The following is an 18,202-nucleotide window of genomic DNA, read 5'->3' on the forward strand; positions in this document are numbered from 1 at the left end:
TTCGCGGTGAACCGTATCACAAGTGACGACGAAAAATTTTTGTGAGTATGTCTGCATTTTATGAAATCTAGTCATGGTAACTAAGTATCCTTGGAAATAGAGGCTTACCGTACCGAGGGAGTTTAATCACCGCTTCTTATGAGAGGCGGTTTTCTTTTGCTCGAAAATCAACAATTACAATAACAGAGCCATCGAAAGAAACGCAAGCATTCACCATCCGGAATGGTGGCTACTAGACTATCGGACGACCGCAAATAGCTTAATCTTCTATACTTTATCGGGGATTAGGTTTTTAATGTATGCTCTTAAAGTGTTAGCTCTCTTTATAAACATTGGGATCGAAATAGCGATAAAGCAGTTTGCCCAGCTTTTCTGAGCGGGCAATAATGGAAATGGTTCGGGTAGTGTCAAAATCAATGATAGGTACGGCTGTCAAGGACACATCCGACAGATGGTCAGTGACTATCTTAGGAAGTATTGTAATGCCTGCCCCTGCCGCGACATACCCCAAAATAAAATCTCCAAAGGATACCTCAGTAGAAACCTTTGGTTCTATACCTAACATAAGAAGCCTTTGCGTAATGCATTGACGAACGTCACACGACTCTGGGTAGAAAACAAAAGGCTCATCTTTTATATCGGCTATGCTGACACATTGCCGTTCGCCGAGAGGATGGGATTTGGAGAAGACAGCCAAGTATGGTTCGGAAAATAAATCCTTACTCCAGAGGTGGGTATCTGCAGACCTTTTATCAATCAAGGCTGCGTCAAGCTTTCCAGCCTTCAGCCAAGACAATAGCTCCGCTGAAGTATTACAAACCATTACATCCGTATTGATCTCCAGGGTCGGTATTATTCTCCGAAGAAAGTAAGTGGCTATACTTGGCAAGGCTCCAAGCCAAATTTTTTGAGTTGATTTGAAATCCTGCAACTCTTTATAAATCAGTTCCAAATCCATAAGTACTGGTTGAATGCGTTCCAATAGCATAGCCCCAGCCTTAGTCAGCTCAACCCCCTGGGTTGAGCGATAAAACAAAGCAACCCCATACGTCTCTTCAAGTTTTCGGATTTGTTTGCTGATCGCCGGTTGGGAAAGATTCAACAATTCACTCGTTTTTGAAAGGCTCTTGTATTGTGCGGTCATTACAAAGCTTTTAAGCCATTGAGTATCCAAAGCATCACACCCTAGTTCAAACTTTTTGTTATATCCATCTAGCATAATGGAAATTCCGTACTTATTCAAATAGTGGTAAATTGTTGATGTGATTCTATAACTTTTAGTAAGGAGAGGGATATTATGAAAGTGAGCATTATAGGAACCGGACGTATGGGTAAGGCTTTGATTGAGGCCGCAGCACCTCAAATCCAAAATGTAATATGGGGATCGCGTTCTATTGAGAAGGTCGATGGCTTGATTAAGGAGCTCAGATCTGAGGCTCTTCCTGGATCTTATGACCAGGCACTTGCCGCTGATGTAATTTTTCACACGCTTTGGTTTCGTGATCTACTGCCATGGGCAAAACATAACGAAGAAGCATTGAAAGGTAAAATACTGGTGGATATTTGCGTTCCGTTCACTTCGGATTTTTCCGATCTCACTATAGAATGGGGAACTTCTGCCGCAGAGGAAATTCAACAAGCTTTACCGGATACCAAGGTCGTGGGAGCTTTTAAAAATACTTTCTGGAAGGTTTTTAATCAACCTGTCCATCAAGGCATCAAAAGCGATGTATTTGTTACTTCAGATGATGAAGGGGCTAAAGAGATAGTCATGAAGCTTCTGCAGCCCCTTCCATTTCGATTTTTGGACGCAGGAACGCTTAAAAACAACCGAACCATTGAACGTATGACTCTATTTTCAAGAGAGCTATCTCAACGCTACGGCCACTATCCCTATGTATCCTGGGGGCTATGGGGGAGCGATTATAAAGGGCATTTTTCGGAGTAACGGGCAGTTTTGATTAATGATTTTCACAATATTTTTTTGGTTATATTGAAATTCACTAAATGGAAAAGAAAGAAAAATGGTTAAAGGTTATTGGATCTTAGGCATTGATGTCCACGACCAAGAAAAATTTCAAGTATACATGGCAACTACCTCTGAGATTCATAAGAAGTATGGTGCTCGATTTCTAGTTCGTGGGGGCAATCACTTGGTACCAGAAGGAAGTGCCCGATCCCGGAATACGATTGTTGAGTTTCCTTCCTATCAATCTGAACTTGACTGTTGGCATTCAACGGAGTATCAGCAGGCAATTAAACTCAGACTTCCTGCGTCAAAAAATGATCTTGTTATTATTGAGGGATATGAGGGACCGCAACCTTCATAGTCCCCAATTCAATTAACGAGGAACGAAAGTTGAATAAAGCGAGATAATGAAGGGCCATCCTGCAAAGGATGGCCCAATAACTTACCGTCACCAATAGTTGGGAGAGATGTAAAACAAGTAACAGAGAAATTTCAAGTACCACCGCTTATTTTTCGCCGATAGAAGCGATAATGTGAACCTTATCACAAGTAACGGCGAAAATAGGAGTGACAAGAAGGGGGAGGCCTTCTTCATAAGTTCACGATCCGATTCCGCTAAAACAAAACATTGCCAGGTTAACCGAGCGTAGTTGCGACTAAGATTGCTGAAACATTTATTTATGAAATAACCGAATAAGCGTCGAGATTTCTTCAATGGATTCTTTTCGACCATTTTTAATCCACATCACCCAAATTTCAAAAACGCCTGCACTCATAAAGTCGATCCAGTAGTTTCGTTTCGCTCCCGTCCAGTCCGGAAAGGGGATAATCTCATCGTAAAGTTGAGCAACGTGAGATTTGAAAAGTTGATAAAACAGCCCGATATAATCGCCTTCGATCGCCATGTGAAAATCATTGGATAGGTCAAGAAAAAAGCTCGTTAGATCGGCTATTTTCTGTTCATGGTTTTTTTTATTGGCGATTTTATTAAAAATATCCGCGAATTTAGGTTCGTAGTATTCCTTCAATACTTGTTCAAGGTTTTCATAATTTCTATAGAATCCCATTCGACTGACGCCGGCTTTTTTGACGACCTCTGAAACGGTTAGTTTTGAAAGCCGATTGGTCTTTAAAAGCTCCAGCAACGCAAGAGCAATCCATTCTTTAGTGTCTTTTTTTATGTTTTGGGCGTGTTCCGTCGCTGCCATTACACTTCCTCCATTTTGTCACAGATGTTTGTCGTCCACTTGTTTTACATAATATTCAGCTTTAAAATAGTGTACAACTGTTACAAGTGTAACGTCAATGAGAGGAGCATTCACGATGACGGAGAGTAACAAGCCCTTAGTTCTTGTGACTGGCGGTTCAGGATTTATCGCGGTTCATATTATGTTGAAATTACTCGAGCAAGGCTACAGTGTCCGAGCAACGCTTCGTACCATGAGTAGACAAGATGAAGTAAGAGATATGCTAAGATCAGGCGGAGTTTCCTGCTTTGAAGGCCTTTCGTTTATTCAAGCGGATTTATCTCATGATCAGAACTGGGGCGATGCGGTTAAAGGAGCGGAATATGTCATTCATGTTGCTTCCCCGACGCCTAATAAAGTGTATAAAGACGAGAATGAAATGATTCAACCCGCACGCGATGGCGTATTGCGTGTGCTAAGAGCCGCGCGTGACGCGGGAGTCAAACGAGTTGTTTTAACCTCCGCTTTCGGAGCGATCGGTGTGGGCCACAAGAATCATAAAGGACCTTTCACCGAAAAAGATTGGTCGAATACGGACGCGAATATTCATCCCTATCAAAAATCCAAAACCATTGCCGAAAAGGCGGCCTGGGAATTTATTCGCCAAGAAGGAAACGGTTTAGAACTGGCAACGGTAAATCCCGTTGGAGTGATGGGGCCGATCTTAGGCAATGATTATTCTCATTCAAACAATAGCATTCGACAGATGCTGGAAAGTAATCAAAAGTATGTCCCTAAAATTTATTCCGATTATGTAGATGTTCGTGATGTTGCCGATTTGCATCTATTGGCCATGTTGCGTCCCGAGGCAAATGGAGAGCGTTTTATCGCCTCTAGCGCAGAGACGTTGTCAATGTTGGATATTGCGAATATTTTAAGAAAACATTTGGGCGAAGACGCTAAAAACGCGCCAAAAGGTGAACTTCCAAATATCGTGGTTCGTGCGATCGCAATCTTTAAACCACAATTAAGAATGATAGCAACGCTCCTCGGAAAAGATATGTCAACTAGCAATCAAAAGGCAAAACGTTTACTTGGATGGACACCGCGTTCGGCGGAAGAAGCCATATCTGCAACGGGGAAGAGCATGATAAAGCTCATTAAAGAGCAGAAGAAGTCGTAAAAAAAATAATGAATAAAGCTTCTCGAAGCTTAGGGGAAGGTGATATTGCTTCTTCCCCTAGTCTTCCTTTTCGGATGGCTTCCTTAATGGCCAGCCGTTTCGAAAGCTTATAGCTTCTGTCTAATGCCTGTAGCAGCCGCGAGCTTGATGGTCTCCAGCAGCCTATGCAAGCGGGCCGCGTCGTGGAAGCTGGGCAAAAGAAAAGTACCGCCAAGAATATCCTCGGCAAAACGCTCTTGCGCCTTCGAAACAAGAACCTTCATTGATTCTTCCTCTGCAGGAAGTGCCGTGAAGTACTTGTCGTCATGCGCTGCCGGGATGCCAGAAGCATACAATGTTTGGTACACCTGCAGGTTGCCAAACTGTACATGGCCGACAGAATGCTGCTGCTTCAATTGAAGCATCCCTTTTTCTCCGTAAATATCCAGTTGAAATCCGGGATAAGTTCCGCCCTGAATATGGACTGACGCGGAGGCACCGCTGCTTAACAGCCCCTCAACCATGATTTGGTCGGCTGCGTCTTTGGCAACCTTTTCACCTGTTTCCAACACCTCAGCCTCATTATAATTGCAGATCATGGTAGCCGACAGCTCCTTAAAGTCCCCAAGCAGGAGGCAAAGCACATCCAGCGAGTGTCCGCCGTTGATGGCTAGAAGCGTGGCGCCGTTTTCCTCCTTTAACAGATAGGCACTGTCACGGCTCGTAACACTCCCCCTGGTGGTCGATAAGCGCATATTGCAGGACAAAACCCGGCCAAGCTCACCGGATTCGATCCGATGCTTGATGTCTTGGATGACAGCGGATTGTCTGGCCTGAAGACCGACGGCATGATGAATGCCGGCTTGATCGGCAAGCACCGCCAATTCTTCGGCTTGAGCCGCAGTTACTGTCAGCGGCCATTCGCAGTAAATGTGTTTGCCTGCTCCAATGGCTGCTTTGACAGCTTCATAATGAAATGGCACCTTGATACTGACGACAACCAGGTCCACCTCCGGGCTTTCGCATAATTCGCTTAGGTTTGTAAAAGCTTGAACCCCACCCAAAGCAGAGGCACTTTCCAGAGCACTTTCCATTTTGGATGTGGCAACCGCCGTTATGCGGTGCTTGTTGCTCATCTGAAGTGCTGGAACGTGCGTTTGGCTTGCCCAGTGATTATTAAGCGACGCTCCGATAATTCCAGTCTTAATAATGGAACCGTTCATCTTGTATGCCTCCTGTTCGGATCTACTTAAAAGCGGCAAAGCAATCCGTCCGCATATCCATAATATAGGGTAGATACTCCATCATGAATAATGTATATTTGAGATAGACATATCATTTTTTTTGATAGAGGGATGACTATGGATATTGAAAATATGATGGCATTCGTTACTGTTGCCGAGCTGAAAAGTGTTTCTGCAGCAGCTTCGAACATGAATCATTTGCAGTCCAACATGACGGCAAAAATAAAAAAGATCGAAAACCATTACCGGCAGCAACTGTTTTTCCGGAGCTCACGCGGAATGGAATTGACACCTGAGGGAGAAAAGCTGTATCGGCAGTATAAAAAACTGCTGCTGCTGTGGGAAGAGACCGAGCAGGAAATGAATCGCCGGGAGTTAAAGCTGCGTTTAGGTATCATGCAATCCGTGATCAGCGAAAATATCACAAAAGCATTCTCCGATTTATACGAAAAGTACCCCAACATGTCGGTTACGCTCATAACCGGTTCCACTGAAAAGATGGAGGAAGAGTTGATCGAAGGCAATATTGATCTGGCCTATACCTTTGGCAAATCGGACTTGCAGCAGCTCCATTACTGGCCAATCGGCAGTGAAGAACTGGTTCTGGTCGGCAAAAGAGTCAAGACTGCAGCAAGTCTGGCCCAATGTTTGCAAAGCGAAACCATGCTTATCCTGTCCAAAAATTGCTTGTACGCCTCTATTCTGCAGCGTATTTATTCGGCTCACGGCAGTCATCCGGCTTCTAAAACAGAGGTCGGCGTATTGGAAACGCTGCTTCGTCTTGCAAGCCTAGGCATGGGCGTCGCTCTTGTTTCCAAGACCACTGTCAGAGAGTTCGGAGTTACCGATTTCATGGAGCTTCCGCAGGAATATCGGTACATTGATAAATTTTTAGTTACTCGAACAAATTACGAGTTGTCGCCTTTGGAACGGCAGTTTTTCAAAATTAGCCAGAGCTTATAGTTCATATCCGCAGACAGCTGAGGAATTAACGCAATAAGAAAACCGCCTTTTCAAAAAGGCGGTTTTCTTATTGCTAAAAAGGAGACATTTCTGCTTTCAATTGCTCAAACCATTCTAAGTTAACCAAGTGATGGGAACGGGAATTTTCGTTCATGCGGCGGTAGTAATCGATTGTGCCAGGAAGCTCTTGTGTGTTGGACAGGTATTCATCAAGGAGGGCGATTCGGGTTTTAGTCTGGTCTATTTGCGATTGGATCAGTTCCAGTAATTTGTTTTTGTCGTATTCATCGGCAAAGAGCAGCGCCCCATAAAATTGCAGGTTCACATATTCAGATTTGGTGCCGTATTTGACCATTAATTTTTCAAATTCAACCATTCCCGATCTGGTGATTTTAAAGTTCCGAATTTCGCGCCCACTGGTTGAAGGATTCTGCTGAATCTGTTCAATCCAGCCTTTCTCTTCAAGCTGCTGCAGATTGTAATAAAACGAGCCTTTCGTGAAGTTTACAATGTATTTGTAATGGCGTTTTTCCATTAAGGCCAGTAGTTCGTAGCCGTGAGCGCCGGGATTTTGGATGAGCAAGCCAAGGATGAGTAAGGGGATCAAGGCTGCATCACCTTCACCATCTGCGCCTCGAATTCCGCGTACGTCATTTTACCCAAAGCTAAGTCCATGCTATGAATGTAAATCTGTTCTGTTTTCGAATAGTCGCGCTTCACTTTCAGTGACTGCTCCTCTCCCGGGATGGGTTCCATGACATGACATTTTTTCGAAAAAGCCTCGAAATAGCGGTAGCCGAATTTGCGTTGCGAAACCGCGTCTAAATGAATGCCATCAGGATTCGCGGTCAAATCTGCCGCTGTTACAAAATAACAATTTTGCTGTTCGTTAGCGAAGTTCTGCAATTGTTCATTGACTTGTAGATACTCTGTTGCGTGCTGTCCAAAACCAGTCTTCCCAAGGAAATCACCAAGTCCGCCAATGATCAAAGGCACTTCATCAAGATTCAATTCGTTTCTTAGGGTCTCGATGATAAGGGTTAATTTCTCGTAATAAGTTTCATGCAGCGAACGATAGCTGTCGCTCTCACCCTGGTGCCAAAGGATTCCGCAGATTTGACTGGAACGCTGGGCGAAGCGGGCTTCGGACAAAGCATGTTGGAAAAGAATGCCTTCCGGATGCCAGTCATTCAAGGAACTGCCACCTTCCGCACAAGGAATCAAACCAATTTCTTCATCGGGATTGGCTTTTGACCAGGCATCGGCAAAAGACGCCGCCAGACTTACACCGGAAACCGGACGGTCGTAATTAATCGGCTCCGTCATGATCTGCCACTGTCCATTGCGCAGCATTTTTATCTTTTCATGATAGATAGGATCGACTTCATGTAAAAATCCACGGCCGGCCATATTAGACTGGCCCAACATTAGAAATGACTTTATCATATAATCTTTACTCCTTTGCACCACTGTTATAGTCTAATTAGACTAAAAATATTATATAGTCTGATTAGACTATGGTCAATTGGACGATGTTTGCATTGTCTAAGTATTTATTGTGGCTCAAAATCAAATAATAACGTGGTTACCTACAAAAAAAGGATGTTGTTACAACTTAAATACATAAGAGGTGGCCCATGCAAAAACTACAAGACGAAAACAAGATCCAAACAGAAGGAGATATGTCTAATACATTAACGTCAGCTGAAATCGGAAAACTATGGATAACTTATATGGGAAACAGTATGGCACGGTGCGTGCTGCGCTATTTTCTACAAAATGTGGACGATGCAAATATTCGAGATGTTCTGAATGAAGCACTTCAGTTAGCCGACCGATTCACGAGAACGGTAGCTAATATTTTCACCCAAGAGGGTCATCCGGTACCGATCGGCTATACGGAAGAAGACGTAAATTTAGAAGCTCCCCGGTTGTATGCCGATGAATTTTATTTGCATTACTTAAAGTATACAAGCAAAGCGGGGATCAGTGTCTACGGAATCGCTGTACCTTTAATGAGCCGGCCGGATGTCCGTGAATTTTTTACCGATTGCCTCGTATCAACAATTAAATTAATCAATGACGTAAACGATTTGCTGGATGCAAAAGGACTTTTGGTCAAACCGCCTTATATTCCCGTTCCGGACAGAATCGATTTCGTCAAAAAACAGCGGTATTTAGACGGTTTCTTTGGTGATGTGCGTCCGCTTCAATCGCTGGAAATCACTCATATTTACGATAACATTCAAAATAACGCCACAAGCTGCGCCGTATTGGTAGGCTTCTGCCAAGCGGCGGAGCGGGAGCAAGTTAGGAATTACTTTAAGAGAGGGAAGGAAATCGCACTGAAGCAGTACGATATTTTGTCGAGACTGCTGCACAAAAACGATTTGCCTACTCATCCTCTCTTGAATCATCTCGTAACCGATTCAACCGTATCGCCATTTTCGGATAAAATAATGCTTACCCACAAAATGGACATGTTCGCCATGCGGGTCCGAACCTATGGCAATGCGTTGGCCTTTAGCGCAAGACATGACGTGGCGGCTACATTCGCAAGATTCATCGTCGAAGTAGGAAATTACGTTGAGGATGGAGCCAACACCATGATCGATTTGGGCTGGATGGAACAGCCCCCGCAAGCGGCGGATCGTAATGCGCTAGCAAAGGGGTAGGAAATGGCCAAAGCGTCCCGCACCGAGGCGTTATTGTGGAGTGTCGCTTTGCCAGGATTCGGTCAGCTCCTTAACGGTAAATATATAAAGGGCATCCTGCTGATCACTTTGGAATTTCTTATTAACTTGAAGTCTCATTTGAATTGGGTTATTATCACGAGCTTTCATGGGGATCTCCCACTAATCGAGCAAACAAATATGGAATGGCTAATGTTCTACCCTTGTGTCTATATGTTCGGAATTTGGGACGCCTACAAGGATGCAGGTGAGGAGCTAAAAGTGAATGCTTCACTCCCTTTTGCTTTCGGTGCCTTCTTTGGGACGATTGGTGTTGTTTATTCAAAGGATTTTTTGGGAGCGGTCTGGCTTGGGTTATTAGGTATCGGTGCTGGTGTTATTGTCGGAATAGGCCTTCAATCTTTCTTTCGGAACCGTGTAAAAGACACATAAACGCACCGAGTAACTCAATGGAAAACTAAAAACCTGTCGATGCAGAGGGCAAAGCTGCAGCGGATCAAAGGAACCGATGCAGCTTTTGTTGTAATAAAGGCAGTTTATAATAATACATAATGGATTCAAGATCAAAATCTAAAACCGCGAAGAATGTATCCGTCTCGGTAAATTCTTGTTTCAGGGTGTTGACATTTAAAGGGAAGTGGCATATATTGTTTACATACCAACCGAATGTATGTAAGGAGAGAGCAAATGGCAAGAAATAAATATCCGGAGGAAACGACCAACCAAATCCTAACGGTGGCGCTTGATCTCTTTATTGAAAAAGGATACGAGCAAACCTCGATTCAGGATATCATCAACGGACTGGGGGGGCTGACAAAAGGGGCCATCTATCATCACTTCAAGTCGAAGGAAGAGATCATGCAGGCCGTAATCAATCATCTGTACAAAGATGTTGACGAGATGTTGTCCGGCGTCCGGGACGACAAGGAGTTAAATGGTCTGGAAAAGCTTCGCAAGATTTCCAGCGTCTCGCTCAGCAATCCCGCTCAGAGCGAAATGGCAGCTGTGGCACCAAACCTTTTGCGCAATCCGAAGCTGCTGGCAGCCCAGATCGAGCACATGATTGAAAAAGCGATACCCGTCTATATCCAGCCCATCATCGAACAAGGCGTGCGAGACGGCTCGATCCGAACCGAGTATCCGAAGGAGCTTAGCGAAGTGTTGCTTGTTCTCACCAATCTATGGCTTAACCCGTCGGTTATCCCGGCTTCGCCCGAGATGATGTTAAACAAGGTAAAGCTATTCGATGAAATCTTGAAAGGCCTGGGACTTGACCTGTTCGATGAGCAAATGCTTCAAAGATACGAGGAACTGTTCCGTATTTCAGCTAGAGAAGTCAGCACAGAGAAGTAAGAAGTAAACTGCCTAAGGGCAGCTTTATTTTTACAGCTATACATACCATCGGTTGGTATGTATAGCTAACCTGAGTTCAAAACTAAAAACTATTCTAAGGAGATGTGAATGATATGAATCAAAAATTGACAATGAAAGAACGGAATGTAGTGACCAACTTTAACGGAAGCAACCTGGTAAAAAGCGATTTTGCGGGCGTTACGGCCCCTAAAGGACAGTTTAAAGGCAGTGCGATCTCGGGTTCCGACTTTTCTGGCGCCAATTTGACCGGCAGCACGTTCAAGAGCAGCGAGATGCGCGGAAGCGATTTTGACGGCGCGGATCTGACGGACTGCAAACTTACCGCGCTTGACCTGACAAATTCGAGCTTCAATAAGACGATCCTTGTACGAACTAATTTCACCAGCTCCGTGCTGGATGGAGCCAAATTCCGAGGAGTGAGAATGACGGATGTCACGTTAGCGAAAACCGATCTTAGAAAAACGATTTTTGAAGATTGCTTATTTGACGGGGTGGACTTCAAGGACGCGGATTTGAGCGGAAAATGTTTGGACGGACAGACGTTTGTTGGCGTCAAGTTCGAGAAAACCGCGTTAACCGACGTTTCGTTCAAGGGCGCTACATTTAAGAATGTTTCTTTCCATCCGGGCTTTACTTTGACTAAAAAGTACTACCGTATGATCAAAACCATCTGCTTTGACGGTGCAACGATGGATAAATTGACCTTTGCTGCTCTCAAAGGCATGGATGCCAATTTGTCTAAGGTTACAGTCGTTTAAAGAGAAACAAAAGCGGATTCTTTGATAGAGGATAGTTTAAACCAAATAAATAAAGCGAGGGATACGAAATGGAAAAGATAACTACTTCGTCAGAAAATAGGAAGGAAAGAAAATTCACTAATGACCAGGATCGCCCGGAGCTACAGAAGGCCATTGAGGAGATAGTCGATTCCGGTTTTCTCGGGGTGCAGCTGCGCGTGCACGATGAGAAGGGCGAGTGGATCGGCAGCGCCGGGGTTAGCAGGTTGGGCGAGACCGCGAAGCCGCCTGTAAACGGACACTTCCGGATAGGCAGCAACACCAAGACCTTCACCGCGACCGTGGTGCTGCAATTGGTCGCCGAGGGCAGGATCGGGCTGGACGATCCGGTGGTTGACTATCTGCCCGAGTTCGGGCTGGACCGGCGGATCACGGTGCGGATGTTGCTGCAACACACCAGCGGGGTGTTCAACTTCACCGGCGAGTACTATGAAGACGGAACGGTCGTGCCGGGAATCCCATGGCAAGGCCAGGAGTGGGTAGACAACCGATTCAAGACCTATCGGCCGGAGGAGCTGGTACGGTTGGCATTGTCCAGGCCGTTACGATTCGATCCGGGAACGGACTGGAGCTATTCCAACACCAACTACGTGCTGGCCAGGCTGCTAATCGAGAAGGTCACCGGCTGCTCGCTCGCCAAGGAGATGCAGCGACTGATTTTGGGCCCGCTTGGGCTGTCGGGTACACGGGTACCAGATACTCAGCTGGAGATCCCCGAGCCGCACGCCCACGCCTACTATCGATACGAGGACGCCGGCGAGCAGAAGACGGTTGACATTACCCGCCAGAACCCCTCCTGGATTTCCACCGGCGGTGACATGCTCTCGACCACCCAGGATCTCCACACTTTCATCTCCGCGCTGATGGGCGGCAAGCTCCTCCCGGCCCCGCTGCTGGCCGAGATGATCAAGCCGCATCCCAAAGTCGGTTATGGCTTGGGAGTGTTCGTGCAGGACGCCGGCCCGAACGGCGACGGTACCATCATCACCCACAACGGCGGCATTTCGGGCTACGCGGCACTAATGTACAGCACGCCCGACGGCAGCAAGACCTTGACCGCCTCCATAAACTATGTGGACGACGCCGCAATGTCCCTGGCAGTGGCGTTCCAGAAGGTAATGCAGAGGCTCGTCGAGGAGGTGTTCGGCGGCGGGCATGCCGAGTCGGCTGACGGAGAAATTTAGTTGAACTAACAAAGAGCAGATTGCCACGGCAGTCCGCTCTTTGTTTTTATTAAGCGATTGGGCAGGTACCATTATTCACAAGAGCAGACAAGAGTATAGCTAAATGTATATTCCCTCTAATTGGAAGGTAATATAATCTTGTTGGTAAAGTTAGGGGGAGGACTAATTGTGGAAAATTTCAGGGATAAGTATCGCAACAGGCGGTACATTGCACACGCCAGCATATTGGGAACAACACAATTACATAAGCGTAATCCGATCAGTATAGCTTGTTGGTCAATGGCTTTTCCCGGTTTTGGACATTTACTCTTAAATAAATATTTACGCGGATATGCTCTAATTTTATGGGAGTTTTATATTAATCAGAAAATACATTTGAATTTAGCTATCGTTCATACATTTAACGGTCAATTCCAAGCAGCTAGAGAGGTATTGGACCCTAAATTTTTGTTGCTTTATATCCCTGTTTATTTGTTTGCGATTTATGATAGTTATCGAACGGCTGTTGATTTGAATAAAGTCTATCTTCTGGCGAAGAGGGAAAAGGGCCGCTTTAATGAATTTAGCATCGGAGCACTGGAGATTAATTATCTCGATAAACGCAAACCATGGGTAGCTCTTGTTTGGTCCATGGGAATCCCCAGCCTTGGTCAACTGTACTTACATCGCATTGTTTTAGCCACATTTATTTTGGTCAGTACGATTTTTATCGCATGGTATTCCAACATAATGCTAGCCATTCACGATCTAATTTTAGGTGATGTGAGAAGTTCCTCGTCGGTTCTCGATAAACAATGGTTATTGTATTTCCCTTCTTTTTATTTCTTTACCCTATATGATGCCTATACGAACACCATTGAAAATAACAAACTGTTTGATGATGCTCAAAAACAATTTCTTTTGGAAAATTACCAGCCGGCAGGGCATCTCATCACAATTGGAGAGAAGTAACGATGCAAGTCTTGGCCACATTCGAGCATTCAACCTTTGTTGAAATAGCCATTTCTGAACTTGAGGAAAAGGGGATAACAGCTATTTACGCTGTACCGCTTGATTTGCGTAAAAAAGAACCGAGGCTTCTGGACAGCATTCACCGGGCAGATGGGATTTCCTTTATCGATAAAGGTATGATTTTTGCCTTTATGTTTGGAACCATTGGCACAAGCAAAGGGTTCGTATGGCAAGGGGGACCAATTATTTGGGGAATTACTGGTTCAGTTATAGGCTTTCTTATAGGAGTTGCCCTGAATTGGTTTCTTTACCTTTCAAAGCGGAACAAAAATCAGCTTCAACTTAGAAAAGGGAAAAAAGGCGATATCATACTCATTGTGACGTGTGAGGCCAATCAGGTATCCGTTGTGGAGGATATACTATGGGATCATAAAGCTCTAGGCTTGGCTATAACGTAACTATTGGCTAATTAGACTAATGCATAGTCCGATTATTTTTTTGGTCATAAAGTGTATTATTATTTTTCGGGAGGCTTTATGATGAAAAGGAAATTAAAGAAAATAAAATATTTCGGCGAAAGAATAGATAGTTCTTATAATGAGCTGGAATATTTTGATGCTCAAGTTAATAAAAAAGCCGGCTTCTTACCGCCGAAATTAAAAAAGAAAAAGGTTTGATATACGAACTTCAGAAACCAGAAGAATATAAAACTTTAACAACAAGCCGGCAGAAGATCAGAGATCCCCAGTCGGAACGATACCTCAACAGCAAGGCAGCAGCCGGCGTATACGCCGGCTGCGTTTTTTGTTAAGCGCTTGGCCAGGATAGTTTATACAATAAGCCTATTTTTTACTTAAATAAAATTGCCTCATTGACATACCCTAGGGGGGGTATTGTATAGTTCGGATGTGAGGTGATCATTGTGGCAAACCAAAAGGAAGTTGTTCAGATTTCAGCCATTCAGTCGGTGCTAAACGGTGTAGGGAAACTCAACTTGGCCACAGCCGGTGGCCCTTCTTTTTACAAATTTATATACCCTATGGGGGTATATAATGCATGAGGTGAGGAATCCATGGAGAGTACAGAAGCAAAGCAAAACAAGCAGACGACATTGCAAATATCGGGCATGACATGCGCCGCATGTGCAAATCGAATAGAAAAAGGTTTAAGCAAAATGTAAGGCATTGCTGAAACCAACGTGAACTTCGCGCTTGAGAAAGCGTCCATAACCTACAATCCGGATAAAGAGGAGCCAAACCCTACCTATAAGCCTGGAAGTCAAGCTGTTATACAAGAGGGGCATATGCCTGGGATGAAAGGTGCGGTTGCAACGATTGTTGGAGCTTATAAGACAACAGCTTATGTAGTGGATTACACACCTACAAATGGCGGGGAAAAAGTAAGGGGCCATAAATGGGTCATTCAACAAGAAATGAAAGACGCCGGGGAAAAAGAACTGCAACCGGGTGCTCAAGTCGTACTGAATGCTGATCATATGCCTGGCATGATGGGGGCAACAGCTGAGATTGTGTCTGCTGAGCAAACGACTGTATACATGGTTGATTACACCCCAACAAATGGCGGAGCACCGGTGAAAAATCATATGTGGGTAACCGAAAGCGAATTGTCGCCTGCAGAATCAAAGTCAACTAGCGGTAATAGCGAGAATAATACGGATGGGATGCAGGGTATGAACCACTAATTTAGCGATAAGTTAATCGCAGCAGAATTAACCAAAGAATCGTTTGGAAGCAGCCGATATAGGCTGCTTTTTTGTTACGCTATTCCAGAATAGTTCCAATGACTAATGTTGGACAATGTAACCCTATTATTGTATAAATATACTATAAAGTGAATTTATATGCGATTGGGTGATTGAATGAACCTACTAGACATTAATGGATTGTCGTACGGTGACATCTTTAACATCTTCCGCTTAACAGATGAACTAAAAACGGGCATGCATAAAAATTTTTTGATCGGAAAAACATTTATCTTATTCTTCCCTGAATCAAGCCTAAGGACAAGAATCTCTTTTGAGAGAGGAATTAAAGATCTGGGAGGAGAATGCATAATATTCCCGCCAGAGGCCTTGGACAAAAAGGAGCAATTAAAAGATGTGATTAAATACATCGAAAATTGGGCTCACGGGGTGATTGTAAGGCATGCTGATTTTTTAAAAATAACTGAATTAGCTCGCCACTCCAATATTCCTGTAATTAATGCAATGACGGCTGTTAATCATCCATGTGAGATCATATCTGACTTATACGCTATACATAAAAGAAGGGAACAATTTCAGAATCTCACTTACACTTTTGTCGGACCTGGTGGAAATATTTGCAGGTCATGGTTAACAGCAGCAGAAGTAATGGATTTAAAGTTTAATCACGTTTTTTTGAAGGGCCACGAAATGAGATGCGATTCAAAAAATTATAAGTTTTATACTGACCTCAACGAAGTCATTAGGTTTAGCGATGTTGTTTTAACGGATTCATTACCTGATCAACTTAGAAATGAACAGTACATAGCAAAGTACCAGATCACTCTCGAGAGAATGAAACTGGCTCCAAATGGAGCGATGTTGAATCCGTGTCCACCTTTTTTTCGGGAGGAGGAAGTAAGTGAGGAAGCCATATCCTCAGAATACTTCGTTGGTTATACATTCAAAGAGGATTTACTTTTCGTACAACAAGCGGTTATTATGCAATGCTTATTAACCTAACAGAGAACGATAGCTCAAGACAACACGATGGCAGCTGACATAATGGTCAGCTGCCTTTGTAAAATCAAAAAATGATTCGACTAGTGAGGGCAGTATAAGGGTAATTGGAGAATCAGTTCTTATGACGAGTAGAGTAATGAGGTGGTGGTGTGTTGCTTAAAACAGATTGGTCATTTAAAACAAATGAAGCATTGGACATGATCCTTTTATTAAACGCAGTCTCGAATGACCCATTTTATAACCAACATTATTCAGATGTAAGGGAAAAGTGGATGGAAAAACTCGGTGAAAGAGGATTATCTCTAATTGCCCGAATTAGAAGCGTTATATCAATGTCGAAGCTGTGCTCCGAGTTATATCGAATAAACATCATGACACTAGATGAAGTGATCAGTTTCTTTGAGGATGCTACCAACCTCCGCAAATCAAGCCTACAAATATTGCTTCCCTATCGGGAGGTATTTCATGAATGCTTCAAAATGTTAAAGGACTTGGGGCTAGACGAAACATGGGAAAGCAGAGCTAAGCCATATTTGGAAGGGCTAGCCAAACAATATGGCTATGTGATGAACAAGTCTTATCCCCTTGATGATATACGAAGAGAAATCAACAAGTTTCTAGGAGCTTCCCAACCAATCTGTTCAATAGTATATCTTGCTACATATATTAAACCAATCGCCTTCCAGTTGCCTGGCGGAGGAATGGCGATACATCCTGGTCCTCATGGGTACATGCATCTTCCAAAACAATTGGCCTGCCTCTGTATACACGAGTCATTGCATGGGTTCCCTGACTCGGCAAATGCCCAGCAATGCCAAGATGAGCTCCGGAAGAAAAATAATGAATTTGAAAAGCAGTATCAAGAATTAGTTACTAATTACAATAGTAGTCCAGAAGAATATTTTGTAGTTGGAGCAGATGCGTATCTTAGCCTAAAACTTAATATAAGAACTCATGAAGAGTGTGTCGAGTACCTTAAAACACAAAATGGCGGGATGTCCTTATCACTTGCCATTTATGAGGAATTACGAAATACTAATCCAGATCAGGAAGACAATTGGACCGGATACGGGAAATGGCTGCATAATCAACTTTTAACCATTAATCACGTCAGTTCGAGGCGGTAAGTAAGTTCAGCAATTAACCTGAATTCATTTCAAGAAAATAATTTAATTGTGAGGTTAAAGTAATGACCATTGAGTATCGGACCCCCATGCTGCTTCAACAAATATTGCTTTGGGAGAAAGAGTTTTCCCGAGAAGTAGAGTATTTAGATACTCCTATGGGGCTTTTCCTAGGAATTGATTTTAATGAGAAGGCAGGGTATTTCTGTACGCCTGTGGATTCTTTTCCGTTTGCACGTACTGGAGTAGATGGTATACACTACGCCTTGTTAACTAATTTTGGGCTTGTCAAAGACTTGGATGAAGCACCAGTGATACAGGTCTCACCAATGGATTCAGATCGCATACAGCTTGTTGCTCGAAATCTGCACGACTTTTTTTCGATACACTTATTTGACGAACTGGCATTGCTTAACGATTATCCGAGTGAAGAAGCGTATCTTGAGAGTGTTCGCAAGGAAGAGGCTAAAGATCTGAATTCAAAATGGTTTGATCATCATCGATGGAAACGAGAGAAAGAGAAGGTCTTGAACGAAGTTCAAGAAAGATTTAACCTGAAACCAATTCCGTGCCCTGTCCAATACCTGCAAGAGATTCGGTTTGAACGGAGTCAACAGATAACAACTTTAACGGAAGATTCTCTGGGCATATTGACTCCGCCTTTAGGAGCAAAGGAGAAAGAAGCATTTTTTGCTTCAATTCGGAACTTGCAGCATACATTCTCTTCTGACAGGATAATAATTGAACGTCATGCGAATGAACTTCTTAAAATGGGAAGGACTCATGAGGCAGAGTCGTTACTCGCTCGATTGCTAAGCTAACGGAGAAC

The 18,202-nt window shown here is 43.8% G+C and carries 19 protein-coding genes and 3 pseudogenes; 17 read left to right on the forward strand and 5 right to left on the reverse strand.

Annotated elements, in window-relative coordinates:
* Positions 1-313: 313 nt before the first annotated feature.
* Complete coding sequence (locus CFI03_RS24660; RefSeq protein WP_162862786.1) at positions 314-1,174, reverse strand: LysR family transcriptional regulator; 861 nt, start codon at positions 1,172-1,174, stop codon at positions 314-316.
* A gap of 123 nt (positions 1,175-1,297) precedes the next feature.
* On the opposite strand from CFI03_RS24660, the gene CFI03_RS24665 reads away from it, so the two are divergent.
* The gene (locus CFI03_RS24665; RefSeq protein WP_205411935.1) at positions 1,298-1,948 is read left to right on the forward strand and encodes an NADPH-dependent F420 reductase; all 651 of its coding nucleotides are present in this window, start codon (positions 1,298-1,300) and stop codon (positions 1,946-1,948) included.
* Between the two features lie 76 nt (positions 1,949-2,024).
* Positions 2,025-2,330 carry a DUF1330 domain-containing protein gene (locus CFI03_RS24670; protein WP_116394349.1) on the forward strand — a complete coding sequence of 102 codons (306 nt, stop codon included), beginning with the start codon at positions 2,025-2,027 and terminating at the stop codon, positions 2,328-2,330.
* Positions 2,331-2,643: 313 nt separating this feature from the next.
* Here CFI03_RS24670 and CFI03_RS24675 read toward each other — a convergent pair whose 3' ends face one another.
* Positions 2,644-3,177, reverse strand: a complete 534-nt coding sequence (locus tag CFI03_RS24675) for a TetR/AcrR family transcriptional regulator (protein ID WP_116394350.1) — start codon at positions 3,175-3,177, stop codon at positions 2,644-2,646.
* Positions 3,178-3,292: 115 nt separating this feature from the next.
* Between CFI03_RS24675 and CFI03_RS24680 the strand changes: the two genes are divergently transcribed.
* Positions 3,293-4,339, forward strand: a complete 1,047-nt coding sequence (locus tag CFI03_RS24680) for an SDR family oxidoreductase (RefSeq protein WP_116394351.1) — start codon at positions 3,293-3,295, stop codon at positions 4,337-4,339.
* A 107-nt stretch (positions 4,340-4,446) separates the two neighbouring features.
* Here CFI03_RS24680 and CFI03_RS24685 read toward each other — a convergent pair whose 3' ends face one another.
* Positions 4,447-5,541, reverse strand: coding sequence for a Gfo/Idh/MocA family protein (locus tag CFI03_RS24685; RefSeq protein WP_116394352.1), 1,095 nt, complete (start codon positions 5,539-5,541; stop codon positions 4,447-4,449).
* 138 nt (positions 5,542-5,679) lie between these two features.
* Here CFI03_RS24685 and CFI03_RS24690 point away from each other — a divergent pair, with 138 nt between their 5' ends.
* On the forward strand, positions 5,680-6,525 hold the full coding sequence (locus CFI03_RS24690) for a LysR family transcriptional regulator (protein WP_116394353.1): 846 nt from the start codon (positions 5,680-5,682) through the stop codon (positions 6,523-6,525).
* 73 nt (positions 6,526-6,598) lie between these two features.
* On the opposite strand, the gene CFI03_RS24695 is transcribed toward CFI03_RS24690, so the two are convergent.
* Positions 6,599-7,132 carry a PadR family transcriptional regulator gene (locus tag CFI03_RS24695; protein ID WP_116394354.1) on the reverse strand — a complete coding sequence of 178 codons (534 nt, stop codon included), beginning with the start codon at positions 7,130-7,132 and terminating at the stop codon, positions 6,599-6,601.
* The gene (locus CFI03_RS24700) at positions 7,129-7,971 is read right to left on the reverse strand and encodes a sialate O-acetylesterase (protein ID WP_116394355.1); all 843 of its coding nucleotides are present in this window, start codon (positions 7,969-7,971) and stop codon (positions 7,129-7,131) included. The genes CFI03_RS24695 and CFI03_RS24700 overlap by 4 nt, the downstream gene beginning before the upstream one ends.
* Positions 7,972-8,207: 236 nt before the next feature.
* Here CFI03_RS24700 and CFI03_RS24705 point away from each other — a divergent pair, with 236 nt between their 5' ends.
* From CFI03_RS24705 to CFI03_RS24765, 13 genes and pseudogenes are all read left to right on the forward strand, one after another.
* Positions 8,208-9,200: a DUF3231 family protein gene (locus CFI03_RS24705; RefSeq protein WP_349292496.1), complete on the forward strand. Its 993-nt coding sequence runs from the start codon at positions 8,208-8,210 to the stop codon at positions 9,198-9,200.
* Between the two features lie 3 nt (positions 9,201-9,203).
* On the forward strand, positions 9,204-9,650 hold the full coding sequence (locus CFI03_RS24710) for a hypothetical protein (protein WP_116394357.1): 447 nt from the start codon (positions 9,204-9,206) through the stop codon (positions 9,648-9,650).
* Between the two features lie 255 nt (positions 9,651-9,905).
* Positions 9,906-10,571: a TetR/AcrR family transcriptional regulator gene (locus CFI03_RS24715; RefSeq protein WP_116394358.1), complete on the forward strand. Its 666-nt coding sequence runs from the start codon at positions 9,906-9,908 to the stop codon at positions 10,569-10,571.
* A gap of 137 nt (positions 10,572-10,708) precedes the next feature.
* Positions 10,709-11,350, forward strand: a pseudogene (locus tag CFI03_RS24720) (pentapeptide repeat-containing protein); the annotation flags it as partial.
* Positions 11,351-11,418: 68 nt separating this feature from the next.
* Complete coding sequence (locus tag CFI03_RS24725) at positions 11,419-12,573, forward strand: serine hydrolase domain-containing protein (RefSeq protein ID WP_116394360.1); 1,155 nt, start codon at positions 11,419-11,421, stop codon at positions 12,571-12,573.
* A gap of 168 nt (positions 12,574-12,741) precedes the next feature.
* Positions 12,742-13,524, forward strand: coding sequence for a hypothetical protein (locus CFI03_RS24730; protein ID WP_116394361.1), 783 nt, complete (start codon positions 12,742-12,744; stop codon positions 13,522-13,524).
* A gap of 2 nt (positions 13,525-13,526) precedes the next feature.
* Entirely contained in the window at positions 13,527-13,982 is a 456-nt protein-coding gene (locus tag CFI03_RS24735) for a hypothetical protein (protein WP_116394362.1), read from the forward strand.
* 78 nt (positions 13,983-14,060) lie between these two features.
* Positions 14,061-14,201, forward strand: coding sequence for a hypothetical protein (locus CFI03_RS24740; protein WP_248760582.1), 141 nt, complete (start codon positions 14,061-14,063; stop codon positions 14,199-14,201).
* Positions 14,202-14,596: 395 nt separating this feature from the next.
* Positions 14,597-14,770: pseudogene (locus CFI03_RS24745) on the forward strand (cation transporter); the annotation flags it as partial.
* Positions 14,768-15,154, forward strand: a pseudogene (locus CFI03_RS24750) (YdhK family protein); the annotation flags it as partial. The pseudogenes CFI03_RS24745 and CFI03_RS24750, both read left to right, overlap by 3 nt.
* Positions 15,155-15,403: 249 nt before the next feature.
* Entirely contained in the window at positions 15,404-16,249 is an 846-nt protein-coding gene (locus CFI03_RS24755) for an ornithine carbamoyltransferase (RefSeq protein WP_116394363.1), read from the forward strand.
* Between the two features lie 152 nt (positions 16,250-16,401).
* The gene (locus CFI03_RS24760) at positions 16,402-17,376 is read left to right on the forward strand and encodes a hypothetical protein (RefSeq protein ID WP_116394364.1); all 975 of its coding nucleotides are present in this window, start codon (positions 16,402-16,404) and stop codon (positions 17,374-17,376) included.
* 62 nt (positions 17,377-17,438) lie between these two features.
* Positions 17,439-18,194 carry a hypothetical protein gene (locus CFI03_RS24765; RefSeq protein WP_116394365.1) on the forward strand — a complete coding sequence of 252 codons (756 nt, stop codon included), beginning with the start codon at positions 17,439-17,441 and terminating at the stop codon, positions 18,192-18,194.
* The last annotated feature ends 8 nt before the right edge of the window (positions 18,195-18,202 follow it).

Origin of the sequence: Paenibacillus sp. ATY16 (assembly GCF_003399985.2) — a bacterium.
Classification (GTDB): Bacteria; Bacillota; Bacilli; order Paenibacillales; family Paenibacillaceae; genus Pristimantibacillus; species Pristimantibacillus glycanilyticus.